Origin of the sequence: Aeromonas sp. A600620, from assembly GCF_029479985.1 — a bacterium.
In the GTDB taxonomy this organism is placed as follows: domain Bacteria; phylum Pseudomonadota; class Gammaproteobacteria; order Enterobacterales; family Aeromonadaceae; genus Aeromonas; species Aeromonas veronii_A.
Genome location: NZ_JAAKXB010000005.1, coordinates 232,849 through 258,376, shown reverse-complemented (window position 1 = coordinate 258,376; position 25,528 = coordinate 232,849). Strand labels below are relative to the sequence as shown.

Here is a 25,528-nt window from a genome sequence, read left to right as displayed (position 1 = left end):
GCTATGTAGCTCAGTTGGTTAGAGCATCGCACTCATAATGCGGGGGTCACAGGTTCGAATCCCGTCATAGCCACCATTAATATTGCGGAAGTGGCGAAATTGGTAGACGCACCAGATTTAGGTTCTGGCGCCCTAGGCGTGAGAGTTCGAGTCTCTCCTTCCGCACCATTAATAGCAGTACCAAACAGACCAGCTCATGCTGGTTTTTTTGTATCTGAAATTTGCCTCTCCCCAGTTTTTCTCTCGCTCCTCTATTAACCCAGCTCCACGTTAATTCCCGTCCATCTCACTCTTCACTGATTCCGAGCACGCATTGCCACTCTTGTCTCCCGGCCACAAAAAGCGGCCCGCAGGCCGCTGGTGCACACATTCATCATCCCGGTTATCAAAACGGGAAGAACCAGGGGATCGCCACCACACTCACCGCCATCACCAACAAGGTGAATGGCACCCCGATACGGATAAAATCGGCAAACTTGTAGTTGCCCGGCCCCAGCACCAGAGTATTCACCGGTGACGAGACCGGCGTCATAAAAGCGGCCGAGGCGGCGATGGCAATGGTCATGGCAAACGGATAGGGCGATACCCCCATCTGCTGGGCTGTGCCCAGTGCAATGGGCGCCATCAGCACAGCTGTCGCGGTGTTGGAGATAAAGAGCCCGATCACGGCGCAGAGGGCAAACAGGCTGGCCAGCATGACCCGCGGCCCCATCTCCCCCACCGCATTGATCAGGCCACCGACGATCAGATCCACCCCGCCGGTTTTTTGCAACGCCAGCGCGAAGGGGAGCATACCGACAATAAGGATCAGGGTCGGCCAGTGGATCGACTTGTAGGCACTCTCCATGTCGATGCAGCGAAACTTGCCCATCAGCAGACAGGCGATCAGCGCGGCAATCACGTTGGGCACCGGATCGGTCACCATCAGCAGGATCATCACTCCAAGACAGAAGAGGGCATGAATGGCCTGACTGCGGGCGGGGGCCATCTCGTCCACTTCGGCGGGCAGCCCCATCAGCAGAAAGTCGCGGCTATGGGTCTGCAACTGTCTGATGTGGCTCCAATTCCCTACCACCAGCAGGGTATCCCCCATCTGCAGCGGCTCGTCCACCAGCTTGCCTGCCAGTGCCTCACCATCGCGGCGCAGCCCCACCACGCTCAGGCCATAGCTGGAGCGGAAGGTCACCTCACGCACGCTTTTACCCAGCAGCTTGGACTCGGGGATCAGCGACACCTCGGCCATCCCCACCTCCCGCGCCTGATCGGAGAAGTACTCCCCGCGCAGGATCATGGGTTCGAGCCGCGCCTCGGTGCAAAACGCCCGCACATCCACCTCGGGGTCTGACATGTCGATCAGCAGAACATCCTTGGCCTGAAATTCACTGATCCCCGACACCGGCACCATCACCCGGCGAAACTTGCGCCAGCGCTCCACCCCGATGACGTGGGCACCATAACGGGCACGCAATTGCAGCTCATCCAGGGTGTGGCCAATCAGCGGGGAGTCCGGCCGCAGCGCCAGACGACGGGCACGACCGGCCAGTCGGTAGTCTCGGATCAGATCGCGCAGGGTGCGGCGCCCGGTCGGCTTGCCTTTGCCCTCTTCTCCCTCGCCCACCAGGGAGCCGCGCACCAGCAGCATGTAGAGGATGCCCAGCCCCAGGATCAGCACGCCCATGGGGGTGAAATCGAAGAATCCGAAGCCGTGAATACCGTGGCGCATCAGCTCGCTGTTGACCACCATGTTGGGGGGCGTAGCCACCAGCGTCATCATGCCGCTGATCAGCCCGGCAAAGCCGAGGGGCATCATCAGGCGACCAGCGGGGATCCCCATCCGGTTCGCCACGCTCAGCACCACCGGGATAAAGATGGCCACCACCCCGGTGCTGCTCATCACAGCCCCAAGACTTGCCACCGCCACCATCAGCAGCACCAGCAGCTTGGTCTCGCTGCTACCCGCCACCTTCACCAATGCATCCCCCACCTGATAGGCGATGCCGGTGCGTACCAGCCCCTCACCCACCACAAATAGGGCGGCAATCAGGATAACGTTGGGATCGCTAAAGCCCGCCAGCGCCTCCGGCAGGGTGAGGGTGCCGCTCAGCACAAAGAGGATAATGATCAACAGGGCAACCACGTCCATCCGCACCTTGTTGGTCATGAAGAGATAGATGGCGCCAGCCAGCAGACAGAGCACCCAGACAAGCTCGGAATTCAATGCAACCTCCTTTTATCACGTGATTCTCCTCCCGGAGAGTGGACTCTATCAGACCACAGCCACGGCGCTATCATCTTGCTACATATCAATAAAGTCCGGCCCGCCGGGGCCCCATAACCCATCACTGCTGGAATAACCGGGCAGCAGCGGCGATTTCTTTGATATGGGCCAAGCCCGGGGCGGACAAAAGTCCTGCCCCTCCTCCCCCTCACCCCTTAGAATGGCGCCCTCGCATACTAACCCTCATGCCCAAGGATCAGAAAATGAGCATATTCGAGCTGTTCAGCATCAATAACACGCTAGTGACCATCCCGCTGGGTGGCGGCTATGCCATGTCATGGATTGAAGCCATCGGCACCCTGTTTGGTCTGGCCTGTATCTGGTTCGCCAGTCAGGAGAAAACCATCAACTACCTGTTTGGCCTGATCAACGTCAGCCTGTTTGCCATCATCTTCTTCCAGATCCAGCTCTACGGACTGTTGATGCTGCAGCTGTTCTTCTTCTGCGCCAACGTCTACGGCTGGTACGCCTGGACCCGCCCGGCCAACGATCAGGGGGATACCCTGCAGATCCGCTGGCTCAGCAAATCCAAACTGATGGTGACCGCCGCCGTGAGCGTGCTGGCCATCGCTCTGCTGACCCGCTATATCGACCCGGTCTTCGCCACCCTGGCGCGCACCTCGGTCTCCCTGCTCAACCTGTTTGGTGCCAACCTTGCTACCCCCGAGCCTTCACCCGATGCCTTCCCGTTCTGGGATGCCAGCATGACGGTGCTCTCGGTGGTCGCCCAGATCCTGATGACCCGCAAATACGTGGAGAACTGGATCCTCTGGGTCGTCATCAACATCATCAGCATCGGTGTCTATGCCGCGCAGGGCGTCTACGCCATGTCGCTCGAATATCTGATCCTGCTGTTTATCGCCGCCAACGGCACTCGCCTCTGGGTGATTGCCGCCAAGCGCCAGCCACAAGGTCTATAAGCCATGAGTCTGTTACCCCATCTTCAGTGCCGCCCCGAGCAGATTGCCGAGCGGGTGGTACTGTGCGGCGACCCGGCCCGAGTCGATCGCATCGCCAGCCAGCTCGAACAGTGTGAAGTGCTGGGGCAAAACCGGGAGTTTCGCCTCATCAACGGCCGCTATCAGGGGCTGCCCATCACGGTCTGCAGCACCGGCATCGGCGGCGCCTCGGCCATCATAGCGCTGGAGGAGCTGGTGCAAGCCGGTGCCCGCTCGCTTATTCGGGTCGGCTCCGCCGGTGCCCTGCAACACGACATCGGCCTTGGCGACCTTATCGTGGTGGAAGGGGCGGTACGCAATGAGGGGGCCTCGCAGGCCTATCTGCCCGCCGAGTACCCCGCCTGCGCCGATATCTGGCTGCAAGCGGCCCTGCTCAACCATGTGGCCACTAGCAGCCAGCCTCATTGGCACGGGCTGGTACGCTCCCACGACAGCTTCTATCGAGATGACGAGCAGGAGGTGTGCCGCTACTGGCATGCCCGTGGCGTGCTCGGCGCTGACATGGAGACCGCCTCACTGCTGACCGTGGGTCGCCTGCGCAAGGTACGGGTCGCCGCCGTGCTCTGCAACGTAGTGCTGTTCGAGCAGGATGTGCAGCAAGGGGTAGCGGATTACGCCAGCGCCGAACAGGCGATGATGGCCGGTGAGCAGCACGCCATCGCGGCTGCCCTCTACGCCCTGGTGCAATAAACCGTAAACCGTTAACTGCGGCACATCCGCTACCGTGCGAGCTGGTATCCGGCCCGCACTCTTGCTAGCCTCATGGCCCTCGTCATCCGGTGCGACAGGCAAGTCATGCAGCAACAGCCCTACCCCCTCGGCCGTTTTCACGCCGAACTCCAGCAGCTTGAACCCCGCTTTGCCGCGGCGCTCGACGCCTGCACCCTGTTTCTGCGCCGTTACCTGCCGGGCGAATTGATCATGCGGCAGGGGGAGCAGAGCGAGCAGCTCTATCTGGTCGAACATGGTCGGGTCTCCCTCAATAGCGCCGTCCACTCGGGCCGCATCTTCCAGCTCGGCGAGATTGAGTGTCACAGCCAGATCTTCGGCGAGATGGAGTTCTTCAGCGCCACCCCGGTGCAGTGGAACGTGGTGGCCGAGACCGAACTCGACGCCCGGGTCATCTGTGCCGACAAGCTGGCCCAGCGCCTGCTGACCGAGCCCGAGCTAACCCTCTTCTTCGCTGCGGCGCTTGCCAGCGACTATCTCGATACACTGGAGATCACCACCAGCCGGCTGCTCCACCCCATCGCCTACAACATCGCCTACGAGTTGTGGCGAGAACGCCAGCGTACCCCCATGCTGGGGTCACGCAAGCGGGCCCATGAGGCGGCGCGCTTCGGCACCACAGAGCGGGTTTACCGCCGCGCCCTCAAGGAGCTGGTCGAACAGGGCATAGTTGCCGACGGCAGTGACGGCCCCGTCATCGCCGATCTGGCCAGGCTGCGCGCCTATCTCGACCTTTGATTTCCATTCATCCCATTTCGATTAACCCTGTCAGGAGTCACCATGCCTACTCACACCTATCCAGAGTTCACCTTCTTCAGCCGCTTCGTTGCCGACATTCAGGCGGGTCGCAAGACCATCACCATCCGCGACGAGAGCGAGGCCAACTGGCAGCCCGGCCAGCGGCTGGCCCTGTTCACCAATACGGAGCACCAGCCCTTTGGCACCATCGAGGTGATCTCCGTCAACGCAGTCGCCTTCGATGAACTGAATGACGAGCATGCCCGTCAGGAGAACATGACCCTCCCCGAGCTTAAAAATGTGATCCGCGATATCTACCCCGATCTACCGCCGCTCTATGTGATTGAATTCAAACTGATTGCCTGAACCGGATTTGGCCTTTGCCGAGCGATGTGTTAATAGTGTCCTCTTTTGAATCAGGGAGGTGACCCGAGTGTTTGAGATAGCGAGCCTGAAAGAGGGGATGATGCACGGGGTCGAGCTGTTCCAGCTGCTGCTGGAGATCATCTCCATCGCCTGTGTGGTGATAGGGCTTGGCAAGACCCTCTGGCTGGCGGCAAGAGTGCGGGATCACCAACCCGGCTTTCCGCGCATTCGCCTCTGTTTCGGCAGTTGGCTCATCTTGGCGCTGGAGTTCCAGCTCGCCGCCGACATCCTGGCCACCACGGTCGCGCCGAGCAAGGAGGAGCTGATCCGCCTCGCCATCATCGCGGTGATCCGCACCTTCCTGAACTACTTCCTCGGCAAGGAGCTGGAAGCACAAGCGGAACGCCAGCAAGAGAAGGCAGAGCGCCAGCAGGAGCAGCGCAGCGAACAGGCCAAGGCTGCTCAATAGCCTGTATTCCTGCAGAGTATCAGTGCTAAGTGCCGTGTCATCCCGACCACAGCCGTGGCTTGGGATGGCACCTTTGTGACCCTTTCCGCACTTTTGGCAATCAGCCAACAATGGAACCCTTTTCAAGGTTTCCCCTGCCCTGTTGAGTGCCCGCCCATCTGGGTAAGATAGAAAATCTCTTCCCCCAACCGGCCAAGCTGATGAACCCGCAACCCCGCCATACGCCCGATATCGACCTCGATAGCTGTGTCATCTACCAGATCTACCCCATGAGTTTTCAGGACAGCGATGGCGACGGCATGGGCGATATCAACGGCATCCGTCAGCGCCTCGACTATCTGGCCACCCTCGGGGTCGATATGCTCTGGCTCACCCCCATCTATCGCTCCCCCTGGCGGGACAACGGCTATGACGTGGCGGACTACCGTGCCATCGACCCCGCCTTCGGCACTCTGGCCGAGATGGAGCTGCTGATAGCCGAAGCAGCCGCTCACGGCATCGGCATCATGATGGATATCGTCGCCAACCACACCTCCACCGAGCACGAGTGGTTTATGAAGGCACTGGCCGGGGATCCCTGCTATCAGGACTACTACGTATTCCGGGATCAAGCCTTTGTCGATGCTCACCCCATTACCTCGATTTTTGGCGGCAGCGGGTGGCAGTATGTGCCAGCGCTTGATCGCTACTACCTGCACAACTTCGATCCCAGTCAGGCCGATCTGGACTGGGACAACCCGGCGGTGCGGGCCGAAATGGCAGAGGTGATCAACTTCTGGCTGGGCAAAGGGATCAAGGGATTTCGCTTCGATGTGATCGACATGGTGAGCAAGGAGTGGGACCGGCTGGCCATGAGCAATGGCCCGCGCCTGCACGACTATATCCGTGAGCTCAATGCTGCGAGCTTCGGTGGCAAGGGGATCATTACGGTGGGGGAGACCTGGGGGGCCGATCTCGCCCATATGCAGAACTATTCGAACCATGATGGCAGCGAGTTCAGCATGGTGTTCAACTTCGAGCATCTGGGGCTGGGCAGTGACAAGTGGTCATCCCGCTTCGATCCCCTCGCCTTCAAACGAGCCATGGCCCGCCACCAGCAAGGGCTGCACGGTCAGGGCTGGAACAGCCTGTTTCTCGGCAACCACGACCTGCCCCGCGCCGTCTCCCGCTTTGGCGATGACAGGCCAGAGTGGCGTGAAACCAGCGCCAACCTGTGGGCTATGGTGCTGCACATGATGCAGGGTACTCCTTTCATCTATCAAGGGGAGGAGCTCGCCATGACCAACCGCCACTGGCAGCCGGGCGAGCTGCGCGATGTGGAGGCGCTCAACTACCGCGCCAGCCAGTCAGGGCTGGATCCTGCCGAGCTGAGTCGGCGGCTCGATGCCATCGGCCGCGACAACGCCCGTACCCCGATGCAGTGGGACGCCGGCCCCCACGCCGGTTTCAGCGCCACCACACCCTGGATTGCCCTCAACGCCAACCACGTTGCAATCAATGCAGCCGAGCAGTTGATCCGCCCCGACTCGCCGTTTCACTGCTATCGCCAACTCATCGCCTTGCGCAAGGCTCACCCTGTCGTTCGCCACGGCAATTTCGAACTGCTGGATGGGGATGATCCCGAGCGCATCAGCTATCGCCGCCACTGGCAGGATCCGGCCAGCGGAGAGCGGCACACCCTGCTGCTGCTCGCCAATCTCACGGCGACCCCCTTGCCGATGCCCCACTTCGACAAGGTGGCAGACGAGATGCGATTGCTGCTGGCCAATTACCCAAGCGAACCGCTGCAGCTCTTCGCCCCTTATCAGTGCGCCATCTGGCTGCAAGTGGATCAGGGTTAACCACGTGCTGATGGGCCATGTCAATGGCCCATCAGCCACCTCCCGTTGGCTGTCAGCAGAAAATCATGCACCCACGCAGCGGGATTAAATTAACCACTATTACTGACTTATTAATTGATTATTTATCCCGTTTGATACGCTCTCATTGCCCCTCTTACTATGCCTGCGACCTATCCATTGCCGATGCAACTATCGGCTTTCAAACTGGCATAGCAAAGTGGAAAACACATGATCACCACAGACGGGAATAACGCAGTCGCCTCGGTGGCGTACCGCACCAGCGAAGTCATCGCCATCTACCCCATCACCCCCAGCTCGGCCATGGCTGAGCAGTCGTCGGCCTGGTCGAGCGAACGGGGCAAGAACCTGTGGGGGGATGTGCCCCGGGTTGTCGAGATGCAGTCGGAAGGGGGGGCCATCGCCGCCGTCCACGGCGCCCTGCAGACCGGCGCGCTGGCGACCTCGTTTACCTCGTCGCAGGGGTTGCTGCTGATGATCCCCAACCTCTACAAGCTGGCGGGTCAGCTCATTCCCTTCGTGCTACATGTGGCGGCGCGCACCGTGGCGACCCATGCGCTATCGATCTTTGGCGATCACTCGGACGTGATGGCGGTGCGCCAGACCGGCTGTGCCATGCTCTGTGCCAGCAATGTGCAGGAGGCGCAGGACTTTGCCCTGATCTCCCAGATAGCGAGCCTCAACAGCCGCCTCCCCTTTATCCACTTCTTCGACGGCTTTCGTACCTCTCACGAGATCGCCAAGATAGCGCCGCTCGCTGACGACACCCTGCGCGCCCTGCTGCCCGCAGATGCCATCCGTGCCCATCGTGACCGGGCGCTCACCCCCGACAAACCGGTCATTCGCGGCACCGCCGCCAACCCGGACACCTACTTCCAGTGCCGGGAGGCGAGCAACCCCTGGTATGACGCCGCCTATGGCCATGTGAGCGAGGCAATGCAGGCTTTTGGCGAGCAGACCGGCCGCCACTACCGGCCGTTTGAATATGTCGGCCACCCGCAGGCGGAGCGGATTGTGGTGCTGATGGGCTCGGCCATCGGCACCTGTGAAGAGGTGATCGAGCGCCTGCTTGCCCAAGGGGAGAAGGTGGGGCAGGTGAAGGTGCGGCTGTTCCGCCCCTTCTCGGCCGAGCACCTGCTGGCCGTGATTCCCGAGAGTGCCCGCGCCATCGCCGTGCTGGATCGCACCAAGGAGCCGGGCGCACAGGCCGAGCCCCTCTATCTCGACGTGATGACAGCGCTGGCCGAAGCTGTCAGCCGGGGCGAGCGGGCAAGCCTGCCGCGGGTTATCGGCGGTCGCTATGGCCTCTCCTCCAAAGAGTTCGGCCCCGCCTGCGCGCTGGCGGTGTTTGCCGAACTGGCGCAAGAGAACCCGCGTCCACGCTTTACCGTCGGCATCTTCGATGACATCACAGGTCTCTCGCTACCGCTGCCCGCGCTGGATTCGCAAAGCCCCATCCACGGCCAGCAACACAAGCTGGAGGCGCTCTTCTACGGCCTTGGCAGCGACGGCACCGTCTCGGCGGCCAAGAACAGCATCAAGATCCTCGGCAACCACACCGACCTCTATCCGCAGGGCTATTTCGTCTACGACTCCAAGAAGGCGGGCGGCCTCACCGTCTCTCACCTGCGGGTGGGCGAGCGGCCGCTCCAATCGGCCTATCTGGTGGAAGAGGCGGACTTTATCGGCTGCCATCAGTGGCAGTTTGTCGACAAGTACCGGATGGCGGAGCGCTTGAAAGCGGGCGGCATCTTCCTGCTCAACACCCCCTACAGCGAAGCGGATATCTGGCAACGTCTCCCCAGCGAGGTGCAGCACGCCCTGCGCGAGAAAGAGGCGCGCTTCTACATCATCAACGCCGCCAAAATTGCCCGCGACTGCCAGCTCGGCAACCGCATCAATACCGTGATGCAGATGGCCTTCTTTCAGCTCAGCGCCATCATTCCCCCCGCAGAGGCGACCAGCCTGCTGAAGCAGGCCATCGCCACCAGCTATGGCAGCAAGGGACAAGCGCTGGTCGAACGCAACTGGCAGGCTCTGGAGGCAACCTGCGCCGCACTGACCAGGGTGCAACTTGGCGAGCTGGATCCTGCCAGCCGCCCGCGCCCACCGGTGGTTTCGGCCAAGGCCCCCGACTTTGTCCAGACCGTCACCGCCGCCATGCTGGCGGGGCTGGGTGACAGCCTGCCGGTCTCCGCCTTCCCGCCGGATGGCACCTGGCCGGTCGGTACTACCCGCTGGGAGAAGCGCAACATCGCCAAGGAGATCCCCATCTGGGAAGCGGAGCTCTGTACCCAGTGCAACTACTGCGTCGCCGCCTGTCCCCACTCGGCCATTCGCGCCAAGGTGGTAGAACCGGATGCACTGGCCGCTGCTCCCGCTACCCTGGATGCGCTGGATGTGAAATCCCGTGACATGCGCGGCCAGCAGTACGTGCTGCAGGTGGCGCCGGAGGATTGCACCGGCTGCAATCTCTGCGTTGAGGTGTGCCCGGCCAGGGATCGCAGCAACCCGGATCGCAAGGCGATCAATATGGCTTCGCGCCTCGATCACCTCGACGAGCAGAAGGCCAACTACGACTTCTTCCTCGACCTGCCAGAGCGCAGCGCCGAGCAGCTGGAGCGCATCGACATCCGCACCTCCCAGCTCATCTCGCCGCTGTTTGAATACTCGGGCGCCTGCTCCGGCTGTGGCGAGACCCCCTATATCAAGCTGTTGACCCAGCTCTATGGCGATCGGCTGCTGATTGCCAACGCCACCGGCTGCTCGTCCATTTATGGTGGCAACCTGCCTACCACCCCCTACACCACCAACGCCGACGGGCGTGGGCCGGCCTGGGCCAACTCGTTGTTTGAAGACAACGCCGAGTTCGGACTGGGCTTCCGTCTTACCGTCGATCAGCACAGGGAGCGGGTACGCCGTCTGCTGGCGAACCTGGGCGACACCATACCGGCAGCGCTGCACGAGGTGCTCGGCGATGCCACCCTGCCGGTTTCCGAGCAGCGGGCCCATATCCAGCAGCTGCGAGCACTGCTGCAGGAGAGCCCGATCCCGGCAGCCCAAGAGCTGGCTCGCGATGCGGACTATCTGGTGGAAAAATCGGTCTGGCTCATCGGCGGCGATGGCTGGGCCTACGACATCGGCTTTGGCGGGCTCGACCATGTGCTGAGCCTGGGGGAGAACATCAATGTGCTGGTGCTCGACACCCAGTGCTACTCCAACACCGGCGGCCAGCAATCGAAGGCGACGCCACTCGGGGCCATCACCAAGTTTGGCGAGCAGGGCAAGCGCAAGGGGCGCAAGGATCTCGGGGCCAGCGTGATGATGTATGGTCACGTCTATGTGGCGCAGATCTCCCTCGGCGCCCAGATGAACCAGACAGTGAAGGCGATTCAGGAGGCGGAAGCCTACCCGGGCCCCTCACTCATCATCGCCTACAGCCCCTGCGAGGAGCATGGCTACGACATGGCCGAGAGCCATGAGCAGATGAAACAGCTGACCGCCACCGGCTTCTGGCCCCTCTACCGCTTCGATCCGCGCCGCGCTGACGAGGGCAAACTGCCGCTGGCGCTCGACTCGCGGGCACCCAATGCCTCGCAGGCCGAGACCTTGCGCCATGAGCCCCGCTTCCAGCGGCTGGAGCGCCAACTGCCGGAGGTGGCCAGCCAGCTCTATGAAGAGGCGGAGCAGGAGGCCAACCGCCGCTTCGCCTGGCTGAGCCAGCTGGCGGGCAAGGAGAGTCCGGCGCAGGAGTAACTCGCGCATGGCTTGATGGCAGCAGCCACGCTATTCGCCAAATAACAATCAGGGCTCCCCGCGGGGAGCCCTGATGCTAGCTATGGTGAGCCAATGTCGGCGCAGGCCTGATCAGGCGCTGATGGAGGCCAGCTCGTGGCGCTTCAACGCCAGCAATGTGATGAGCAGCGCCAGCGTGGCGATCAATGCCATGCCGATATAGGTCGCGCTGAAGCCCGGGGCCAGCAGATCGGGGGCGAGCCGGCTCAGATCGCCACCGCTGCCGGCTGGCAGGCGGAAATGAAACAGCATGGAGCAGATGGCCACGCCGACGGCTCCGCCAAGCTCCCGCCCGAAGTTGAACAGCGACATGCCGATGCCGCGATCCTGCCGCGGCAGGGCATTCTGTACCACCACCGAGAGGGCGGGCAGCACCAGACCGAGACCAATATCGGCAAACCCGAGCGCCAGCCTGACCCAGGCATCGAAGTGGATCTGCCACAGCGCCACCGCCGCGAGGCCAAAGCCCACCGCGACAAAACTCTTGTAGTGGCCGGTACGGCCAATCAGCTTGCCGCCGACAAAGGCGCCAGCAGTGATGCAGATCATGAAGATGACCATGATGGCGCCGCTCTCGCTGGCGCTCATCCCCTTCTGCCACTGCATCTGCAACGGCAGATAGACCAGCACGGCAAACATCAGCAACTGGGAGAGCATCACCAGCAGCACGCTCACCAGATAACCGGGCAGCCGTGCCAGATGGGCAGGCAATATGGGGTCGTGGGCACGCCGCTCAATAAGAATGAGCAGCAGCAACGCAACGCCCAGTGCCGCCGAGAGCCAGACGGCGGGCAGCGCCGCTTCCGGCGAGAGCAGCAACAGGGTGAGCGTGGTGACGGTAATCAGCAGAGCCGCCCCCTTCCAGTCGAAGCGACTGTGGCGACGCACGTTGAGCTGCTTGAGGTTGCGGTTGATGAGAAAGACTGCCAGCGCCCCGAGCGGCAGATTGATCCAGAAGATCCAGCGCCAGCTGAGCTGCTCGGTGAAGTAGCCGCCGAGCAAGGGGCCAGCGATACTGGAGACCGCATAGACCGCCGAGATGTAGCCCTGATATTTGCCCACCTCCCGCGGCGGAATGGTGTCGGCAATCACGGTAAACGCGAGGGCAATCAGACCGCCGCCCCCCAGCCCTTGCAGCACCCGCGCTGCCAGCAGGGTCTGCAGATCCTGGGAGAGCGCACAGGCCACCGAGCCCGCCAGAAACAGGCCGATGCCGATATTGAGCATCCGCACCCGACCAAAGAGATCGCTCAGCTTGCCATAGAGGGGCAGCACGGCGGTGGCGGCCAGCAGGTAGGCGGTGACCACCCAGGTGAGGGCGGCACCGGCATGCAGCTCGGCGCCAATCATGGGCAGCGGGGTAGTGACGATGCTCTTTTCCAGTGAACCGAGCGCGATCACAAGCGCCACACTGGAGAAGATGGTTTTGGGGGACATTTTCGAGGTCATAAGCGGACTCGCAGATCTGATATGCCAAAGTATCCGGCAATGAACGGATTATTGTCTCACAAATCAGCAAGAGATAGAAAAAACGGCGGCCACAATCTGCCCAACCATGAGGCCGATCCCACAAAACGCCGACCGTTTCTGCTAGCCTGCCCTATTTGATTCGAGGAGCCCCCATGAGCGAGCGTGAGCAGTACGGGTTTGATCACTACGATGCCCTGATTTTCGATATGGATGGCACTTTGGTAGATTCCATGCCCCTCCATCTGGATGCCTGGGAGCTTACCTGCGCCGAATTCGGCATCCCCTTCGAGCGGGATCAGCTCTATCAGTACGGCGGCATTCCCACCCGCAAGATCATCGCCATGCTGGCCGAGCAGCAGGGGCTGACGGTGGATGTCGAGGCTTTTACCCGTCGCAAGATTGCCCTCTATATGGAACATATCGACAAGGTCAGCGTCTTTCCCAAGATGTGGGAGCTGGTCAGGCACTATCACGGCAAGGTCAAGATGGGGATTGGCACCGGCTCACCGCGCAATCAGGCGGACTCCATCCTCAAAAGCACCGGGCTCGATGCCTATATCTCTGTGGTGGTCAGCGCCGATGATGTCACCAACCACAAACCGCATCCCGACACCTTCTTGCGGGTGGCCAAACTGCTCGGCGCCAATCCCGCCAACTGTCTGGTGTTTGAAGATACCCGGATCGGGCTTGAGGCTGGCAAGGCGGCAGGGATGGATACTCTACTGGTAATGGAAGGCGAACTGCACCAGAGGTAGATCGCAAGCGGACAGCGGCAACATGGCGCCACCTCGATGGTGCCATGATGCTGTTCAACTCGCGGATAAAGGGTTCTCCTGCAAACAGGAGACGAGCGTCGGCCCGGTGGCAACTGTCAAGGAGAGTGCATCGACCATGGCTTCCTCCTTCCATGCCTGATGCTGGCGCAACAACGCCAGTGCTTCAACCGGCGTATCTGCAAAGATGGGGGCCGCCATGGCGGCAAATCCCTGCTCAACCAGTTGACGACGCTCATCGCTATAGCGCGGGGCATTGGCATCGAGATAGGTAAGCGCCTGGCCCAGCGTGAAAAAGTGATAGTTGGGCATCGAATGACCCTCAAAAATAAAGTGCCATTCTACTCCTTTCTGCTCCATTTCCAGCCTTAAACCCTTGTCCATCCGGTGATCTCGTTCACATTTTTGTTAACAATCCCGCAGACAACCATGCCACGGCAGCTGGCCTCGCCCGCGACCCTTTCATCCCTGGCAGGCTGTAGACTACAACCGGCGCAGAGAGCCCGATCCATAGCGCTGCGTCGAGCCAACGTCATCCTCTCTTGACCATGCCGCACCCGGTCAGCCGATATATTGCCAACCCTGGTCACCTCGATATGGGACCACTGGGCTGTGTCACGCATATTTCACCAGATACATAAAAAGATAAAAACGCTCCGAGTCTTGGCCAACCGTCAGCCTACCGATAATTAACAAGCATCCCCCATGCAAATATTTGAATTATATTCCAGCCACATCTTTAACTACTGTTACAGTAATGTCTGCTAACATATTTTTGCGCGGCAAGATAGATGACTAAAAAAACATAAAGTACATATCTATGCACAATAAAATAGTTTGATGGCAGCTTGATGCATCGCATTAACCCTTTCTTTACACTCCTTCACTGCCAAGGTATCTGCCCCAACCCCCGCCCGGACTGGACTATTGCTCGATGCATGGCCATTGGCGGACAAACAGGTGACTATTCAGCATGAATTGAATAGCAATCACATTAAATTTGCACCCATTGAGCCATCTCATAGAAATGCAATCAGCGGTTTGCAACCCATGATAGCCACTCATAGAATCGCAGCGTCTGAAATATCTACCCTGTCCTCTCCTCCCTTATTGCTCTCAGTAATTGAGTGGATCACAAATAATAACCGGGGATGCCGCCGCTGGCGCAGTGGCCATGGCGCACAACGAGATGGGGTAAACCTGTACCTGAATGAACAACAAATATTAAAAAGAGGCATATCTATGAGTGGCACCATCATCAAGTCGGCAAGAAATACCCCCCATGCACCCCAGGATCTGGGCCCCTGCACCCAAACGGTGGCGTTTTCTCATTACAACAATATCTCCGCCCAGCTGCCGGTCGATCCCGCCACCGGCAAGATGGTAAGCGGCGATGTCACCGCGCAGGCCAGACAGTGCCTGAGCAACCTCAAGGCGATCATCGAGAGCATCGGCCATGTGATGGACGATATGGTGAAAGCGACCATCTTCCTGAAAGAGATGGCGGATCTGGAGGCGGTCAACGCCGTCTATCGCGAATTCTTCCCGGGCTATCTGCCGACCCGCACCACCCTCGCCGTCGCCGCCCTGCCGCTGGGTGCGCTGGTGCAGATTGATGCCATCATCTCCAACGGCGAAGGCACCTTCCCGCAAGATCCTTGCCCGCTGGTGAAGCTCGCCCGCAACAGTGACAAGGCGCCGCACAATCCGCTCTCCACCCATACCGTGGCCTTCTCCCACTACAACAATATCGGTGCGCAACTGCCGGTCGAGGCCGCCTCGGGCCAGCTGGTTGCCGGTGGCATCAAGGAGCAGGCGGGTCAGAGCCTGCGCAATATCAAGGCGGTGCTGGAGAGCATCGACGTGCCGTTTGACGATATCGTCAAGGTTACCGTCTATCTGACCGATCTGGCCGATCTGGAGGCCGTCAACGAGGTCTACACCACCTTCTTCCCCGACTCCGCCATCGCCCGCGCCGTCGCCTATCTGCCCGCCCGCTCTGTGGTCAGTGCCGCTGCCCTGCCCATGGGGGCACGGGTGCAAATGGATGCGGTCATCTCCCACGGTGACGGCACCCCGCCACAACTGGTGGAAGACCGTCACAATCTGGTGATCCGTGCCCGCAATACCGACAAGGCACCGCGCAGCCCCTTGCACACCCAGACCGTCGCCTTCTCCCACTACAACCATCTCTCTGCCCAACTGCCGATTGACCCCGCAACCGGCAAGATCCTGGCTGGCTGCATCAAGGAGCAGACCGCCCAGTGCCTGAGCAATATCAAGGCGATTGTGGAGAGCATCGGCCATGTGATGGACGATATCGTCAAGGTCAATATCCAGCTCGCCAATATCGCGGATCTGGATGCGGTCAACGCCGTCTACACCAAATACTTCCCGGGTTATCTGCCTGCCCGCACCGTAATCGGGGTAAGTGAACTTCCCGCCGGTGCTCTGGTACAAATCGATGCAGTGATGTCCAACGCCGAAAGCACCCCGCCACAGGCGTAAAGGTTGCGGAAATAAAAAAGAGACCGGCTATATGCCGGTCTCTTTTTACATGCCAGACAAAGGGATAGCCCCTCAGCCCTCGATATCGCGGTTCCTGATCGCCACTCTGACCGCCTCTGCGGTAGTGGCCACCCCCAGTCGACGGCGGGCACTGCGCAGATGGTTCTCGACCGTGCGCACCGAGAGTTTCAGGGTGGTGGCGATATCGGCATGGCGCCAACCCCGGGAGACCCACTCCAGCACTTCGCGCTCGCGCCCAGTGAGGCCACGCTCGTGGCCCTCTACAGGCATCTCCATCAGCCGACGAGCTGCATGAAAAGCCGCAGCCGCGATCAGCGCAAGGCCAACCCGAGCGGGAGCGCTGGCATCGATCTGATCGCCACCAAAGCTCATCGCCCCTTCCAGCCCCAGCGGCCCATAGACGGGTACCTGCAAGCCATGTCGGCCCGGCCCCTCAGGCTGGCGAACGATACGGTACTGCTCGCCAACGGCGCCAACCTTTTTGCTCCAGAAGAAGGGCTGGTCTCGCTCCCTGATATGCATCGCCATCGGGCACTCGCGCATATAGGTATGCAGGTCGACCGCCTCGCCGCTCTCCAGCCACTCCCCCTCCAGCCAGTAGAGGTGCTCGACCACCCCCTCCTCGCTGGCGCTGATGGAGAAGAGCGCAAAGCGGTGATACCCCAGCGGAGCGGCAAAGGTGCGCACCAGTTGCTGGATCTCCTCCAGCCGCTGGCACCCTTCCAGCGCCACCGCGACCTGCAGCGCATTGGCTGGCGACGACGACAACCTCATCGCTTGGCAACCGCCTCCAGCAAGGTGGTAGCAGCCAGCTTGCCGAGGTTATTGCCCGCCAGCGGGCTGTCACCGGTCAGCAGATTGCGATCCCGGCACACCTCTCCCGAGATGCCATTGTTGACGATCTCAAAGCCAATCTCTTTGAGCTTCTCGCCAAACTTCCAGGTGAGGTGGCCCGGCATATAGCCAATTGCCGGGGTCTGGGCATCCAGCTCATCGGGGAAGGCGCAGATCTTGTAGCCCGCGAAGGTCTCTGGATTAGCCACCGCCAGCAGCGCAGCAGGCCCGTGACAGAGGGAGATGATGAAGCGATCGTTGGCCATCGCCCACTCCAGCAGCGCTTTCACCTCGGCACTCTCCGGCAACCCCATCAGGGCGCCGTGGCCGCCGGGAATAAAGACGCCGATATAGTCGGAGTCAGCGGCCAGCGCCTCTTTCAGCAAATCGGCCAGCTTGGCCGGTTGGCGGAACTGCGGCTGATATTTGCCATAGAGCCCCAGCACCTCTTCATCTTCGCTGGGCATGGCCCACCACTCGAACTTGACCGGATTGCCGGAGAGGGTGGCCACATCAAAGGCAAAGCCCGCCTTGTCGAGGTGATACATGGGCAGCAGGGTTTCGACCGGATGGTTGCCGGTGGAAAACAGGGTGCCGTTGTCGGTGGGCAGATAGCGCTCATCGGCCCCGATCAGCAGGATCTTCCAGCGCCCCTCCCGATAGGGAACGGGATAGTCGGCCCCGGCAAGGTCAGACTTGCGCGAGGTGAACTGGCTCAGGGAGTAGGGCGACGGAAAGAAGGCATTCTGCTCTGCCGGATCCGGGGTCGGTTGTTTATCGTCAACAAGCATATCGGTCATGGGTCAGGCTCCAGTAGTGGTGGACTCGGTCTCACAGTATTGACTGTCAGAGACCAAGTAAATGAGGGTTTTCCCTCAACCGCCATGACTATGGCAAGGGATGTGACCACGCTGCGACAAAACCTGAACAGAATCCCCGCCAGACTTAGGCCATCGCGGCAAATGCCCTGACGATGACATCCATGACCGCTCTGACCCGCGCGGCATGTTGCACATCCTGATGGGTCACCAGCCACACATCGTAGGATTGCTGTAACTGCCGCTCGGGCCAGACCCGCACCAACCCGGCTTGCTCGGCGAGCGGAACCGCCACCTCGCCAAGCCCCAGCCCCATCAACAGGGCCTGACGCAGCATCAGGCTGGTATTGACCCCCGCGGCGACCGTGGCCCCCTCGGCCGCCTCTTCGAGCATCATTGGCGAGCGAGCGCTCTGCCAGTGAGGCTCATACACCACCAGCGAATGGCCCGCAAAACCGGTGCCCGCTTCGGGAATGCCATGGCGAGCCAGATAGTCGGCGGAGGCATACAACCCGACCGGCCAGGAGGCCAGCTTGCGAATAATCAGGTCGGGATTGTCCGGCTTCACCGTCCGGATCGCGATATCCGCTTCCCGCAGGGACAGATTGACCACCTGGGTCGAGGTATTGAGGATGACCCTGATATCGGGATAACGCTGATGCAGCTCGGTCAGGGCCGGTATCAGAAAATCCATCCCCAGGGTGTCTGTGGTCGCCACACTGACCTCCCCGACCAGGCGGTTGTCGACTCCTTGCGCCGCCCGCACGAAATCAATAGCTGCCAGCTCCATCTGCTGGGCGCTGGCCAGCACTATCTCTCCGACATGAGTCAGCACATACCCTTTGGATGTACGGAGAAACAGAGTGGCTGCCAGACGATGCTCCAGTGCAGCAATCCGTCTGCCAATGGTGGCCTGATCGACCCCGACCACACGGGCGGCGCCCCTCAGGCTCCCTTCCCGATGCAACGCCAGAAAAATTTTCGCATCATCCCAGTTCATCACGACTCCCGGTTGAAATGCATTTTTGCATTACAGGTGAGGGATAATACTGCGTTTATTCATCAGCAATCTCCACTATCTTGGTGCTCATCCCACTCGGGGAACCTCATATCACCTCGTTACAAGGAGCCGCTGATGCATAACGCCTATTCCATTCCCGCCACCATGAGCGCGGTAGAGATTACCCAGCCAGGTGGCCCCGATGTCTTGCAACTGACCACCCGCGCCACACCAGCGCCCAAGCCCGATGAGGTTTTGATCTGGCACTATGCGACCGGCATCAATGGGCCGGATGTGATGCAGCGCAAAGGGCTCTACCCGCCTCCGGCAGGGGCATCGGATATTCCCGGGCTGGAGGTCGCCGGGGTCGTGGTCGCCAAGGGGGAGCAGGTGACTCATCTCAAGATTGGCGACAAGGTCGCCGCGCTGATTTCGGGTGGCGGCTATGCCGAGTACAGCGTCGCCCACCAGAGCAATGTCCTGCCCCTGCCGCCCGGATTGAGCTTTGTCGAAGCCGCGGCACTGCCGGAAACCTTTATGACGGTCTGGTCAAATATGTTTGAACGGGGCCAGTTTAAAAAAGGCGACATCATCTTGATTCATGGCGGCGCCTCCGGCATCGGCACGACCGCCACCATGCTGGCCAAGGCATTTGGCGCCGCAAAAATCATCACCACGGTCGGCTCACCCGAGCAGCAGGCCGCCAGCATCAAGCTGGGCGCGGATGTGGCCGTACTCTACAAGGAGGAAGATTTTGTCGAGGCAGTGCATGCAGCCACCGATGGGCATGGCGCCGACATCATTCTCGATATCATTGGCGGGGAGTATGTCGCGCGCAACTATGCGGCGGCCGCCATCAATGGCCGCATAGTCCAGATCGGCATTATTGCGGGCGCAGCCCCCAATCTGGATCTGTTTCCCATGCTGCAAAAGCGGCTGACCCATATCGGCTCTACCCTGCGCTCGCGTACTCCGCAGGAAAAAGCCGATCTGATCGCCCAGCTGCAAACTCATGTCTGGCCATTTATCGAACGCGGCGAGGTCAAACCGCAGGTTTACCAGACCTTCCCGCTGCATGAGGCCGCTGCCGCCCACCATTTGCTGGACTCAGGCCGCCATATCGGCAAGCTGGTATTAACCATGGCGCCGTTGTCATCAGATAAATAAGGCCCATAGCAGACTTGGTTGAGGTGGGTGCGGTGATATCCAACGCGGAAAGCACCCCGCCGCAGGTGTAATGTTGTGGTAAATAAAAAAGAGACCGGCTGATGGCCGGTCTCTTTTTTGGTAACAGGAAGGGATATGATTTTTATTGCATCGAATTAAAGAACGCGAACGTCCGATTACGCTTCGCTAATCGAACCTACAGACTTTCTTGACTTATTTGGCCACGACTTAATCTTTCTACGTTCTTTTTCAACCAATCTTGAACGCCACATTAAGTCTGACAGTAAGATTGCTATAGCAAAATTAAAGCGCATTCTTGGTGTTGAATTTGACTCCAGCTCCTCTGGGCCACACCAAGGTAACTGACTCACAAGATTTAGTACCTTACCAGAACAAAAATCCACACCTCTCCAACTATGACCAAACTCATTTCTAATCTTACGGATTATAGTTATCTCATGATACTCACTTTCTTCAATAAGACCGAGCGCATGAGCAGCAGTTACCTTAGCGGCAAACGTTCCAAGTGGTGCATTGAAACCACTAACAAGTTCACTACCTGATTTGTTTTTAACAAAAAATGACTCAAGAATATTTTTCAACCAGTCATCTAACACTGCGGCTGCATTAAGTACAGCCCCGCGATCACTCTCTTTATTGAACTCCAACAGAAATTCAGATAGTTCAATGATTTCTGTTTCTGTCTGCATAAAACGCCCCTGGTATTAACCCTTGAATCAGATAAACATTTTTAACATTAATAGCTAAATAAAACGCCCCCCATCTTGCGATGGAGGGCGTTTTATTTTCCGGCTATTGGGCCAAGCTGGCCCAATCTTCAGGAATTACAGGGATTCAGCGGTCGCAACCACGTTTTCCACGGTAAAGCCAAATTCCTTGAACAGCAGCTCGGCCGGTGCGGACTCACCGAAGGTGGTCATACCGATGATCTTGCCACCGAAACCGACGTACTTGTACCAGTAGTCAGCGATGCCGGCTTCGATGGCCACACGCTTGGTGACGGAGGACGGCAGGACGGACTCTTTGTACTCGGCAGACTGGGCGTCGAACACATCGGTAGACGGCAGAGAGACCACGCGCACGGCACGGCCCTTGGCTGTCAGCTGCTCATAGGCGGCAACGGCCAGTTCCACTTCGGAACCGGTGGCGATCAGGATCAGCTCCGGAGTACCGGCGCAATCCTTCAGCACGTAGCCACCCTTGGCGGTATCAGCCAGCTGCTGGGCAGTACGGTCCATCTGGGCCAGGTTCTGACGAGAGAAGATCAGAGAGGTCGGGCCGTCGGTACGCTCGATGGCGTGTTTCCAGGCGATGGCAGATTCAACCTGGTCACACGGACGCCAGGTGCTCATGTTCGGAGTCAGACGCAGGGAGGCGATCTGCTCAACCGGCTGGTGAGTCGGGCCATCTTCACCCAGACCGATGGAGTCGTGGGTGTAAACGAAGATAGCGCGCTGCTTCATCAGGGCGGCCATGCGCAGGGCGTTGCGGGCGTACTCCATAAACATCAGGAAGGTAGCGCCGTAGGGGATGAAACCACCGTGCAGGGCGATACCGTTCATGATGGCGGACATGCCGAACTCGCGTACACCGTAGTGGATGTAGTTGCCGGAGGCATCGTCGTTGGTCAGGGACTTGGAGCCGGACCACATGGTCAGGTTGGATGGAGCCAGGTCGGCAGAGCCGCCCATGAACTCCGGCAGCAGCTTGCCGAACGCTTCCAGAGAGTTCTGGGACGCTTTACGGGTCGCAATCTTGGCCGGGTTGGCTTGCAGGGTTTCGATGATCTTGGCGGATTCGGCAGCCCAGTTGGCCGGCAGTTCGCCAGCTGTACGGCGCTTGAATTCGGCAGCCAGAGTCGGGTGAGCGGCTTCATAGGCAGCGAACTTGGCAGCCCAGTCGGCTTCCAGCTTGGCACCCTTCTCCTGAGCGTTCCACTCGGCAGCGATATCGGCCGGGATAACGAACGGGGCGTGGTCCCACTTCAGGAAGGCACGAGCCGCGGCGATCTCGTCGTTGCCCAGCGGTGAGCCGTGGCAGTCGTGAGAACCGGATTTGTTCGGGGAACCGTAACCGATGATGGTGCGGCAGCAGATCAGGGTCGGCTTGCCGGTCTCGGCCTTGGCGGCTTCGATGGCGGCATTGATGGCTTCCGGGCTGTGACCGTCAACAGCCGGGATAACGTGCCAGCCGTAGGCTTCGAAACGCTTGACGGTGTCGTCGGTGAACCAACCTTCTACGTGACCGTCGATGGAGATACCGTTGTCATCCCAGAACGCGATCAGTTTGCCCAGTTGCAGGGTACCTGCCAGGGAGCACGCTTCGTGGGAGATACCTTCCATCAGGCAGCCGTCGCCCATAAAGGCATAGGTGTAGTGGTCAACGATGTCGTGGCCCGGCTGGTTGAACTGCTCAGCCATGGCTTTCTCGGCGATCGCCATACCAACGGCGTTGGTGATGCCCTGACCCAGCGGGCCAGTGGTGGTTTCAACGCCCGGTGCATAGCCGTACTCCGGGTGACCCGGGGTGCGAGAGTGCAGTTGGCGGAAGTTTTTCAGATCGTCGATGGAGAGGTCATAACCGGAGAGGTGCAGCAGGGAGTACAGCAGCATGGAGCCGTGGCCGTTGGAGAGAATGAAACGGTCGCGGTCGGCCCACTTGGGGTTGTTCGGGTTATGTCTGAGGTGGCTACGCCACAGCACTTCGGCGATATCCGCCATTCCCATGGGGGCGCCCGGGTGACCGGAGTTGGCTTTTTGAACGGCATCCATACTCAATGCACGAATGGCATTGGCAAGCTCTTTACGAGAAGGCATCTGAATCTCCTGCGATTGCTTCATTTGATGGCCAAGATTAAGGCGCGTTATTGTCCCAGCAGGGCGCGCGGCGTGCAAATATTATCTGGATGAATAAAGTGGCTTTGGGAGGACAATCGCTTTTCTTGCCCTCTATTGACCAAAGCAACCAGAGAAAAACGTTTGATCCCCATCCCTTTCGGGATAGGAGATCACAGCTTGTGACCCATTGGACACTGTGCGACAAAATAGTGCTGGCAATCGCGGGGGGCGCTAATTAATATAGACGTCCAGATGTAGATACCTCTACACCATCCCATTCACCCGGTTATTGCTGTGGCGATAACCCAGACAAGCTGAGATTCATATCATGGCAAAGCTGTTTACTTCCGAGTCGGTCTCCGAAGGCCATCCCGACAAGATTGCGGACCAGATCTCCGATGCGGTACTGGACGCCATCCTCAAGCAAGATACCAAGGCCCGTGTCGCCTGCGAGACCCTGGTCAAGACCGGTATGGTCATGGTGGCCGGCGAAGTAACCACCTCTGCCTGGGTTGATATCGAAGAGATCGTGCGTGATACCGTGCGTGAAATCGGCTACACCCACTCCGACATGGGCTTCGACGCTGACTCCTGTGCCGTGCTGAACGCCATCGGCAAGCAGTCCCCGGACATCAACCAGGGTGTTGACCGCAGCGATCCGCTGGAGCAGGGCGCTGGCGACCAGGGCCTGATGTTCGGCTACGCCACCAACGAAACCGACGTGCTGATGCCGGCCCCCATCACCTACTCTCACCTGCTGGTGAAGCGTCAGGCTGAAGTGCGCAAGAACGGCACCCTGCCGTGGCTGCGTCCGGATGCCAAGAGCCAGCTGACCTTTGCCTACGACGACGCAGGCAAGATCATCGGTGTCGATGCCGTTGTACTGTCTACCCAGCACGCTGAATCCATCAGCCACAAGGATCTGGTTGAAGCGGTACGCGAAGAGATCATCAAGCCGGTGCTGCCGGCCGAGTGGGTCAACAAGGACACCAAATACTTCATCAACCCGACCGGCCGTTTCGTTATCGGCGGCCCGATGGGTGACTGCGGTCTTACCGGTCGCAAGATCATCGTCGACACCTACGGCGGCATGGCCCGTCACGGTGGTGGCGCCTTCTCCGGTAAGGACCCTTCCAAGGTTGACCGCTCCGCTGCCTACGCCGCCCGCTACGTTGCCAAAAACATCGTTGCCGCCGGTCTGGCCGATCGCTGTGAAATCCAGATCTCCTACGCCATCGGCGTGGCCGAGCCGACCTCCATCAGCGTGGAAACCTTCGGCACTGCCAAAGTCGCCGAAGATCTTCTGGTCAAGCTGGTACGCGAGCACTTCGAACTGCGCCCGTACGGCCTGATCCAGATGCTGGATCTGAAGCGCCCGATCTACCAGGCTACCGCTGCCTACGGTCACTTCGGTCGCGACGAGTTCCCGTGGGAGCAGACTGACAAGGCCGAACTGCTGCGTTCCGCCGCTGGCCTGTAAGGCTCGCTGTTGTGATAAAAGGGGAGCCTGGCTCCCCTTTTGCTTATCCGCTATCTGACGAGATGTTGATGTCTGCCACTCCTGCCCAGCTTGTCGCCCTGCTGCAACAACGCGTCGACGCCTGCTTTGTGCAGGCCGAAGCGCGCCTTGGCCGCACCTTCCCCCGCCCGCGGATCTACTGCAACATGCGGGGCCGGGCGGCGGGATCGGCGCGGCTGCAAACCTGGGAGCTGCGCTTCAACCCTGCCCTCTATCAGGCCAACCAGCAGGCGTTTCTGGATGAGGTGGTGCCCCACGAGGTGGCCCATCTGCTGGTTTATGCCCTGTGGGGTGACGGGCGCGGCAAAAACCGGGTGCTACCCCACGGCCGCCAGTGGCAATCGGTGATGCGGGAGGTGTTCGGCCTTGAGCCCAGAACCACCCACAGCTTCGATCTGGCGGTATTGGCCCAGCGCACCGTGCCCTATCGCTGTCACTGCCAGCAGCATCAGCTCTCTATTCGCCGTCACAACAAGGTGGTGCGTGGCGAGGCCCGCTATCACTGCCGCCGCTGCAAACAACCGCTGGAGCGGGAACGGCCGGAGCCAGAGCAGTAAGCCAGCTTGTGTCGCGCCCCTGTGGTAGGGTGCCCGCCATCGTTCGTCAATCATCCCGTTTGCAAGGAATCCCATGCGTTTCATCTCCTCCCTCGCCCTGACCCTGCTGGCCGGTTTGCCGCTGCTCAGCGCCCCCCTGCACGCCCAGACCTTTCGCGAAGCCAAGCAGGATCTGGTGAAGCTCTATCGCAGCCAGACTGCGGTCACCACCTTCTACTGCGGCTGCGACATCGACTATCAGGGCAAGAAAATGAGCCCGGATCTCGCCAGTTGCGGCTATGAGCCGCGCAAGCAGGCCAAACGCGCCGCCCGCATCGAGTGGGAACACGTGGTACCGGCCTGGGAGTTCGGCCACCAGCTGCAGTGCTGGCAGGATGGCGGCCGCAAAAACTGCGAAAAAGCGAGCCCCGAGTTCAACAAGATGGAGGGGGACATGCACAACCTCTTCCCCGCCATCGGTGAGGTGAACGGCGATCGCGCCAACTTCCGCTTCTCCGACTGGAACGGCAAGCCGGATCAGTACGGCCAGTGCCAGATGCTGGTGGATTTCAAGGAGCGTCGGGTGCAGCCGCCCAAGGGGCCGGTACGGGGCCAGATCGCCCGCGCCTACCTCTACATGAGCGAGCAGTATGGGCTGCGTCTGGCAGCGCAACAGCGTAAACTGTTCGAAGCTTGGGATCGCCAGTACCCGGCAGAAGGCTGGGAGTGCGAGCGTAACCGCCGCATCGGCAAGCTGCAGGGCAATACCAATCCCTTTATTGAAAAGCAGTGCCAATAACCCCATTTGACCAGGGAGGGGGATCGCCCCTC

The 25,528-nt window shown here is 60.0% G+C and carries 21 protein-coding genes and 1 tRNA gene; 14 read left to right on the top strand and 8 right to left on the bottom strand.

The annotated features are described in order from the left end of the window. Nucleotides 1–84 precede the first annotated feature (84 nt). Nucleotides 85–168 (top strand) — tRNA-Leu (locus tag G5533_RS09330). A 217-nt stretch (nucleotides 169–385) separates the two neighbouring features. Here G5533_RS09330 and G5533_RS09325 read toward each other — a convergent pair. Then, on the bottom strand, nucleotides 386–2,218 hold the full coding sequence (locus tag G5533_RS09325) for an SLC13 family permease (protein ID WP_040066935.1): 1,833 nt from the start codon (nucleotides 2,216–2,218) through the stop codon (nucleotides 386–388). Nucleotides 2,219–2,481: 263 nt separating this feature from the next. Here G5533_RS09325 and pnuC point away from each other — a divergent pair, with 263 nt between their 5' ends. The 7 genes from pnuC (at nucleotide 2,482) to nifJ (ending at nucleotide 11,154) form a co-directional block, all read left to right on the top strand. Next, a complete protein-coding gene (pnuC, locus tag G5533_RS09320; protein WP_042656944.1) occupies nucleotides 2,482–3,198 on the top strand; it encodes a nicotinamide riboside transporter PnuC in 717 nt (238 codons plus the stop codon). 3 nt (nucleotides 3,199–3,201) lie between these two features. Further along, nucleotides 3,202–3,927 (top strand): nucleoside phosphorylase, encoded by a 726-nt coding sequence (locus tag G5533_RS09315; RefSeq protein WP_441254720.1) that lies wholly within the window; start codon nucleotides 3,202–3,204, stop codon nucleotides 3,925–3,927. Between the two features lie 105 nt (nucleotides 3,928–4,032). After that, nucleotides 4,033–4,704 (top strand): Crp/Fnr family transcriptional regulator, encoded by a 672-nt coding sequence (locus tag G5533_RS09310; protein WP_441254719.1) that lies wholly within the window; start codon nucleotides 4,033–4,035, stop codon nucleotides 4,702–4,704. Nucleotides 4,705–4,746: 42 nt separating this feature from the next. Beyond that, entirely contained in the window at nucleotides 4,747–5,070 is a 324-nt protein-coding gene (gene yqfB / locus G5533_RS09305) for a N(4)-acetylcytidine aminohydrolase (protein WP_441254718.1), read from the top strand. Between the two features lie 67 nt (nucleotides 5,071–5,137). Further along, nucleotides 5,138–5,539 (top strand): DUF1622 domain-containing protein, encoded by a 402-nt coding sequence (locus tag G5533_RS09300; RefSeq protein ID WP_047437940.1) that lies wholly within the window; start codon nucleotides 5,138–5,140, stop codon nucleotides 5,537–5,539. Nucleotides 5,540–5,739: 200 nt separating this feature from the next. Further along, the gene (locus tag G5533_RS09295) at nucleotides 5,740–7,380 is read left to right on the top strand and encodes an alpha-glucosidase (RefSeq protein ID WP_441254717.1); all 1,641 of its coding nucleotides are present in this window, start codon (nucleotides 5,740–5,742) and stop codon (nucleotides 7,378–7,380) included. Between the two features lie 228 nt (nucleotides 7,381–7,608). Continuing rightward, the gene (nifJ, locus tag G5533_RS09290; protein WP_441254716.1) at nucleotides 7,609–11,154 is read left to right on the top strand and encodes a pyruvate:ferredoxin (flavodoxin) oxidoreductase; all 3,546 of its coding nucleotides are present in this window, start codon (nucleotides 7,609–7,611) and stop codon (nucleotides 11,152–11,154) included. A 111-nt stretch (nucleotides 11,155–11,265) separates the two neighbouring features. On the opposite strand, the gene G5533_RS09285 is transcribed toward nifJ, so the two are convergent. Further along, nucleotides 11,266–12,630, bottom strand: coding sequence for an MDR family MFS transporter (locus G5533_RS09285; RefSeq protein ID WP_441254715.1), 1,365 nt, complete (start codon nucleotides 12,628–12,630; stop codon nucleotides 11,266–11,268). A 185-nt stretch (nucleotides 12,631–12,815) separates the two neighbouring features. Between G5533_RS09285 and G5533_RS09280 the strand changes: the two genes are divergently transcribed. Next, complete coding sequence (locus tag G5533_RS09280) at nucleotides 12,816–13,418, top strand: HAD family hydrolase (RefSeq protein ID WP_421222277.1); 603 nt, start codon at nucleotides 12,816–12,818, stop codon at nucleotides 13,416–13,418. Between the two features lie 54 nt (nucleotides 13,419–13,472). On the opposite strand, the gene G5533_RS09275 is transcribed toward G5533_RS09280, so the two are convergent. Continuing rightward, complete coding sequence (locus G5533_RS09275; protein WP_254204217.1) at nucleotides 13,473–13,820, bottom strand: hypothetical protein; 348 nt, start codon at nucleotides 13,818–13,820, stop codon at nucleotides 13,473–13,475. 858 nt (nucleotides 13,821–14,678) lie between these two features. On the opposite strand from G5533_RS09275, the gene G5533_RS09270 reads away from it, so the two are divergent. Next, nucleotides 14,679–15,944, top strand: coding sequence for a RidA family protein (locus G5533_RS09270; RefSeq protein WP_421222278.1), 1,266 nt, complete (start codon nucleotides 14,679–14,681; stop codon nucleotides 15,942–15,944). A gap of 72 nt (nucleotides 15,945–16,016) precedes the next feature. On the opposite strand, the gene G5533_RS09265 is transcribed toward G5533_RS09270, so the two are convergent. From G5533_RS09265 to G5533_RS09255, 3 genes are all read right to left on the bottom strand, one after another. Continuing rightward, nucleotides 16,017–16,739 carry a PA1136 family autoinducer-binding transcriptional regulator gene (locus G5533_RS09265; RefSeq protein ID WP_158112064.1) on the bottom strand — a complete coding sequence of 241 codons (723 nt, stop codon included), beginning with the start codon at nucleotides 16,737–16,739 and terminating at the stop codon, nucleotides 16,017–16,019. Beyond that, nucleotides 16,736–17,599 carry a glyoxalase III HchA gene (gene hchA / locus G5533_RS09260; protein ID WP_421222281.1) on the bottom strand — a complete coding sequence of 288 codons (864 nt, stop codon included), beginning with the start codon at nucleotides 17,597–17,599 and terminating at the stop codon, nucleotides 16,736–16,738. The genes G5533_RS09265 and hchA overlap by 4 nt, the downstream gene beginning before the upstream one ends. Before the next feature lie 145 nt (nucleotides 17,600–17,744). Then, entirely contained in the window at nucleotides 17,745–18,617 is an 873-nt protein-coding gene (locus G5533_RS09255) for a LysR family transcriptional regulator (protein ID WP_181269112.1), read from the bottom strand. A gap of 135 nt (nucleotides 18,618–18,752) precedes the next feature. Here G5533_RS09255 and G5533_RS09250 point away from each other — a divergent pair, with 135 nt between their 5' ends. After that, a complete protein-coding gene (locus tag G5533_RS09250) occupies nucleotides 18,753–19,784 on the top strand; it encodes an NAD(P)H-quinone oxidoreductase (RefSeq protein ID WP_441254714.1) in 1,032 nt (343 codons plus the stop codon). Between the two features lie 176 nt (nucleotides 19,785–19,960). On the opposite strand, the gene G5533_RS09245 is transcribed toward G5533_RS09250, so the two are convergent. Both G5533_RS09245 and tkt read right to left on the bottom strand, forming a co-directional pair. Next, nucleotides 19,961–20,494 (bottom strand): transcriptional regulator, encoded by a 534-nt coding sequence (locus G5533_RS09245; RefSeq protein WP_164537512.1) that lies wholly within the window; start codon nucleotides 20,492–20,494, stop codon nucleotides 19,961–19,963. Between the two features lie 135 nt (nucleotides 20,495–20,629). Continuing rightward, nucleotides 20,630–22,621, bottom strand: a complete 1,992-nt coding sequence (tkt, locus tag G5533_RS09240; protein WP_005343828.1) for a transketolase — start codon at nucleotides 22,619–22,621, stop codon at nucleotides 20,630–20,632. 349 nt (nucleotides 22,622–22,970) lie between these two features. Between tkt and metK the strand changes: the two genes are divergently transcribed. The 3 genes from metK to G5533_RS09225 all read left to right on the top strand — a co-directional run bounded on the left by metK (nucleotide 22,971) and on the right by G5533_RS09225 (nucleotide 25,496). Next, nucleotides 22,971–24,122, top strand: a complete 1,152-nt coding sequence (gene metK / locus G5533_RS09235; RefSeq protein ID WP_042058491.1) for a methionine adenosyltransferase — start codon at nucleotides 22,971–22,973, stop codon at nucleotides 24,120–24,122. A 68-nt stretch (nucleotides 24,123–24,190) separates the two neighbouring features. Continuing rightward, nucleotides 24,191–24,718 (top strand): SprT family zinc-dependent metalloprotease, encoded by a 528-nt coding sequence (locus G5533_RS09230; protein WP_441254713.1) that lies wholly within the window; start codon nucleotides 24,191–24,193, stop codon nucleotides 24,716–24,718. 73 nt (nucleotides 24,719–24,791) lie between these two features. Further along, a complete protein-coding gene (locus G5533_RS09225; RefSeq protein WP_376901506.1) occupies nucleotides 24,792–25,496 on the top strand; it encodes an endonuclease in 705 nt (234 codons plus the stop codon). Nucleotides 25,497–25,528 lie beyond the last annotated feature (32 nt).

Excerpts from the sequence above, each read along its gene's own strand:
- G5533_RS09230 (WP_441254713.1), top strand. The coding sequence starts at position 24,191 with ATGTCTGCCACTCCTGCCCAGCTTGTCGCCCTGCTGCAACAACGCGTC.
- hchA (WP_421222281.1), bottom strand. The coding sequence starts at position 17,599 with ATGACCGATATGCTTGTTGACGATAAACAACCGACCCCGGATCCGGCA.
- G5533_RS09285 (WP_441254715.1), bottom strand. The coding sequence starts at position 12,630 with ATGTCCCCCAAAACCATCTTCTCCAGTGTGGCGCTTGTGATCGCGCTC.
- G5533_RS09315 (WP_441254720.1), top strand. The coding sequence starts at position 3,202 with ATGAGTCTGTTACCCCATCTTCAGTGCCGCCCCGAGCAGATTGCCGAG.
- G5533_RS09265 (WP_158112064.1), bottom strand. The coding sequence starts at position 16,739 with ATGAGGTTGTCGTCGTCGCCAGCCAATGCGCTGCAGGTCGCGGTGGCG.
- G5533_RS09270 (WP_421222278.1), top strand. The coding sequence starts at position 14,679 with ATGAGTGGCACCATCATCAAGTCGGCAAGAAATACCCCCCATGCACCC.
- G5533_RS09280 (WP_421222277.1), top strand. The coding sequence starts at position 12,816 with ATGAGCGAGCGTGAGCAGTACGGGTTTGATCACTACGATGCCCTGATT.
- pnuC (WP_042656944.1), top strand. The coding sequence starts at position 2,482 with ATGAGCATATTCGAGCTGTTCAGCATCAATAACACGCTAGTGACCATC.
- G5533_RS09250 (WP_441254714.1), top strand. The coding sequence starts at position 18,753 with ATGCATAACGCCTATTCCATTCCCGCCACCATGAGCGCGGTAGAGATT.
- G5533_RS09255 (WP_181269112.1), bottom strand. The coding sequence starts at position 18,617 with ATGAACTGGGATGATGCGAAAATTTTTCTGGCGTTGCATCGGGAAGGG.
- G5533_RS09310 (WP_441254719.1), top strand. The coding sequence starts at position 4,033 with ATGCAGCAACAGCCCTACCCCCTCGGCCGTTTTCACGCCGAACTCCAG.
- G5533_RS09295 (WP_441254717.1), top strand. The coding sequence starts at position 5,740 with ATGAACCCGCAACCCCGCCATACGCCCGATATCGACCTCGATAGCTGT.
- G5533_RS09225 (WP_376901506.1), top strand. The coding sequence starts at position 24,792 with ATGCGTTTCATCTCCTCCCTCGCCCTGACCCTGCTGGCCGGTTTGCCG.
- G5533_RS09245 (WP_164537512.1), bottom strand. The coding sequence starts at position 20,494 with ATGCAGACAGAAACAGAAATCATTGAACTATCTGAATTTCTGTTGGAG.
- yqfB (WP_441254718.1), top strand. The coding sequence starts at position 4,747 with ATGCCTACTCACACCTATCCAGAGTTCACCTTCTTCAGCCGCTTCGTT.
- tkt (WP_005343828.1), bottom strand. The coding sequence starts at position 22,621 with ATGCCTTCTCGTAAAGAGCTTGCCAATGCCATTCGTGCATTGAGTATG.
- metK (WP_042058491.1), top strand. The coding sequence starts at position 22,971 with ATGGCAAAGCTGTTTACTTCCGAGTCGGTCTCCGAAGGCCATCCCGAC.
- G5533_RS09275 (WP_254204217.1), bottom strand. The coding sequence starts at position 13,820 with ATGGACAAGGGTTTAAGGCTGGAAATGGAGCAGAAAGGAGTAGAATGG.
- nifJ (WP_441254716.1), top strand. The coding sequence starts at position 7,609 with ATGATCACCACAGACGGGAATAACGCAGTCGCCTCGGTGGCGTACCGC.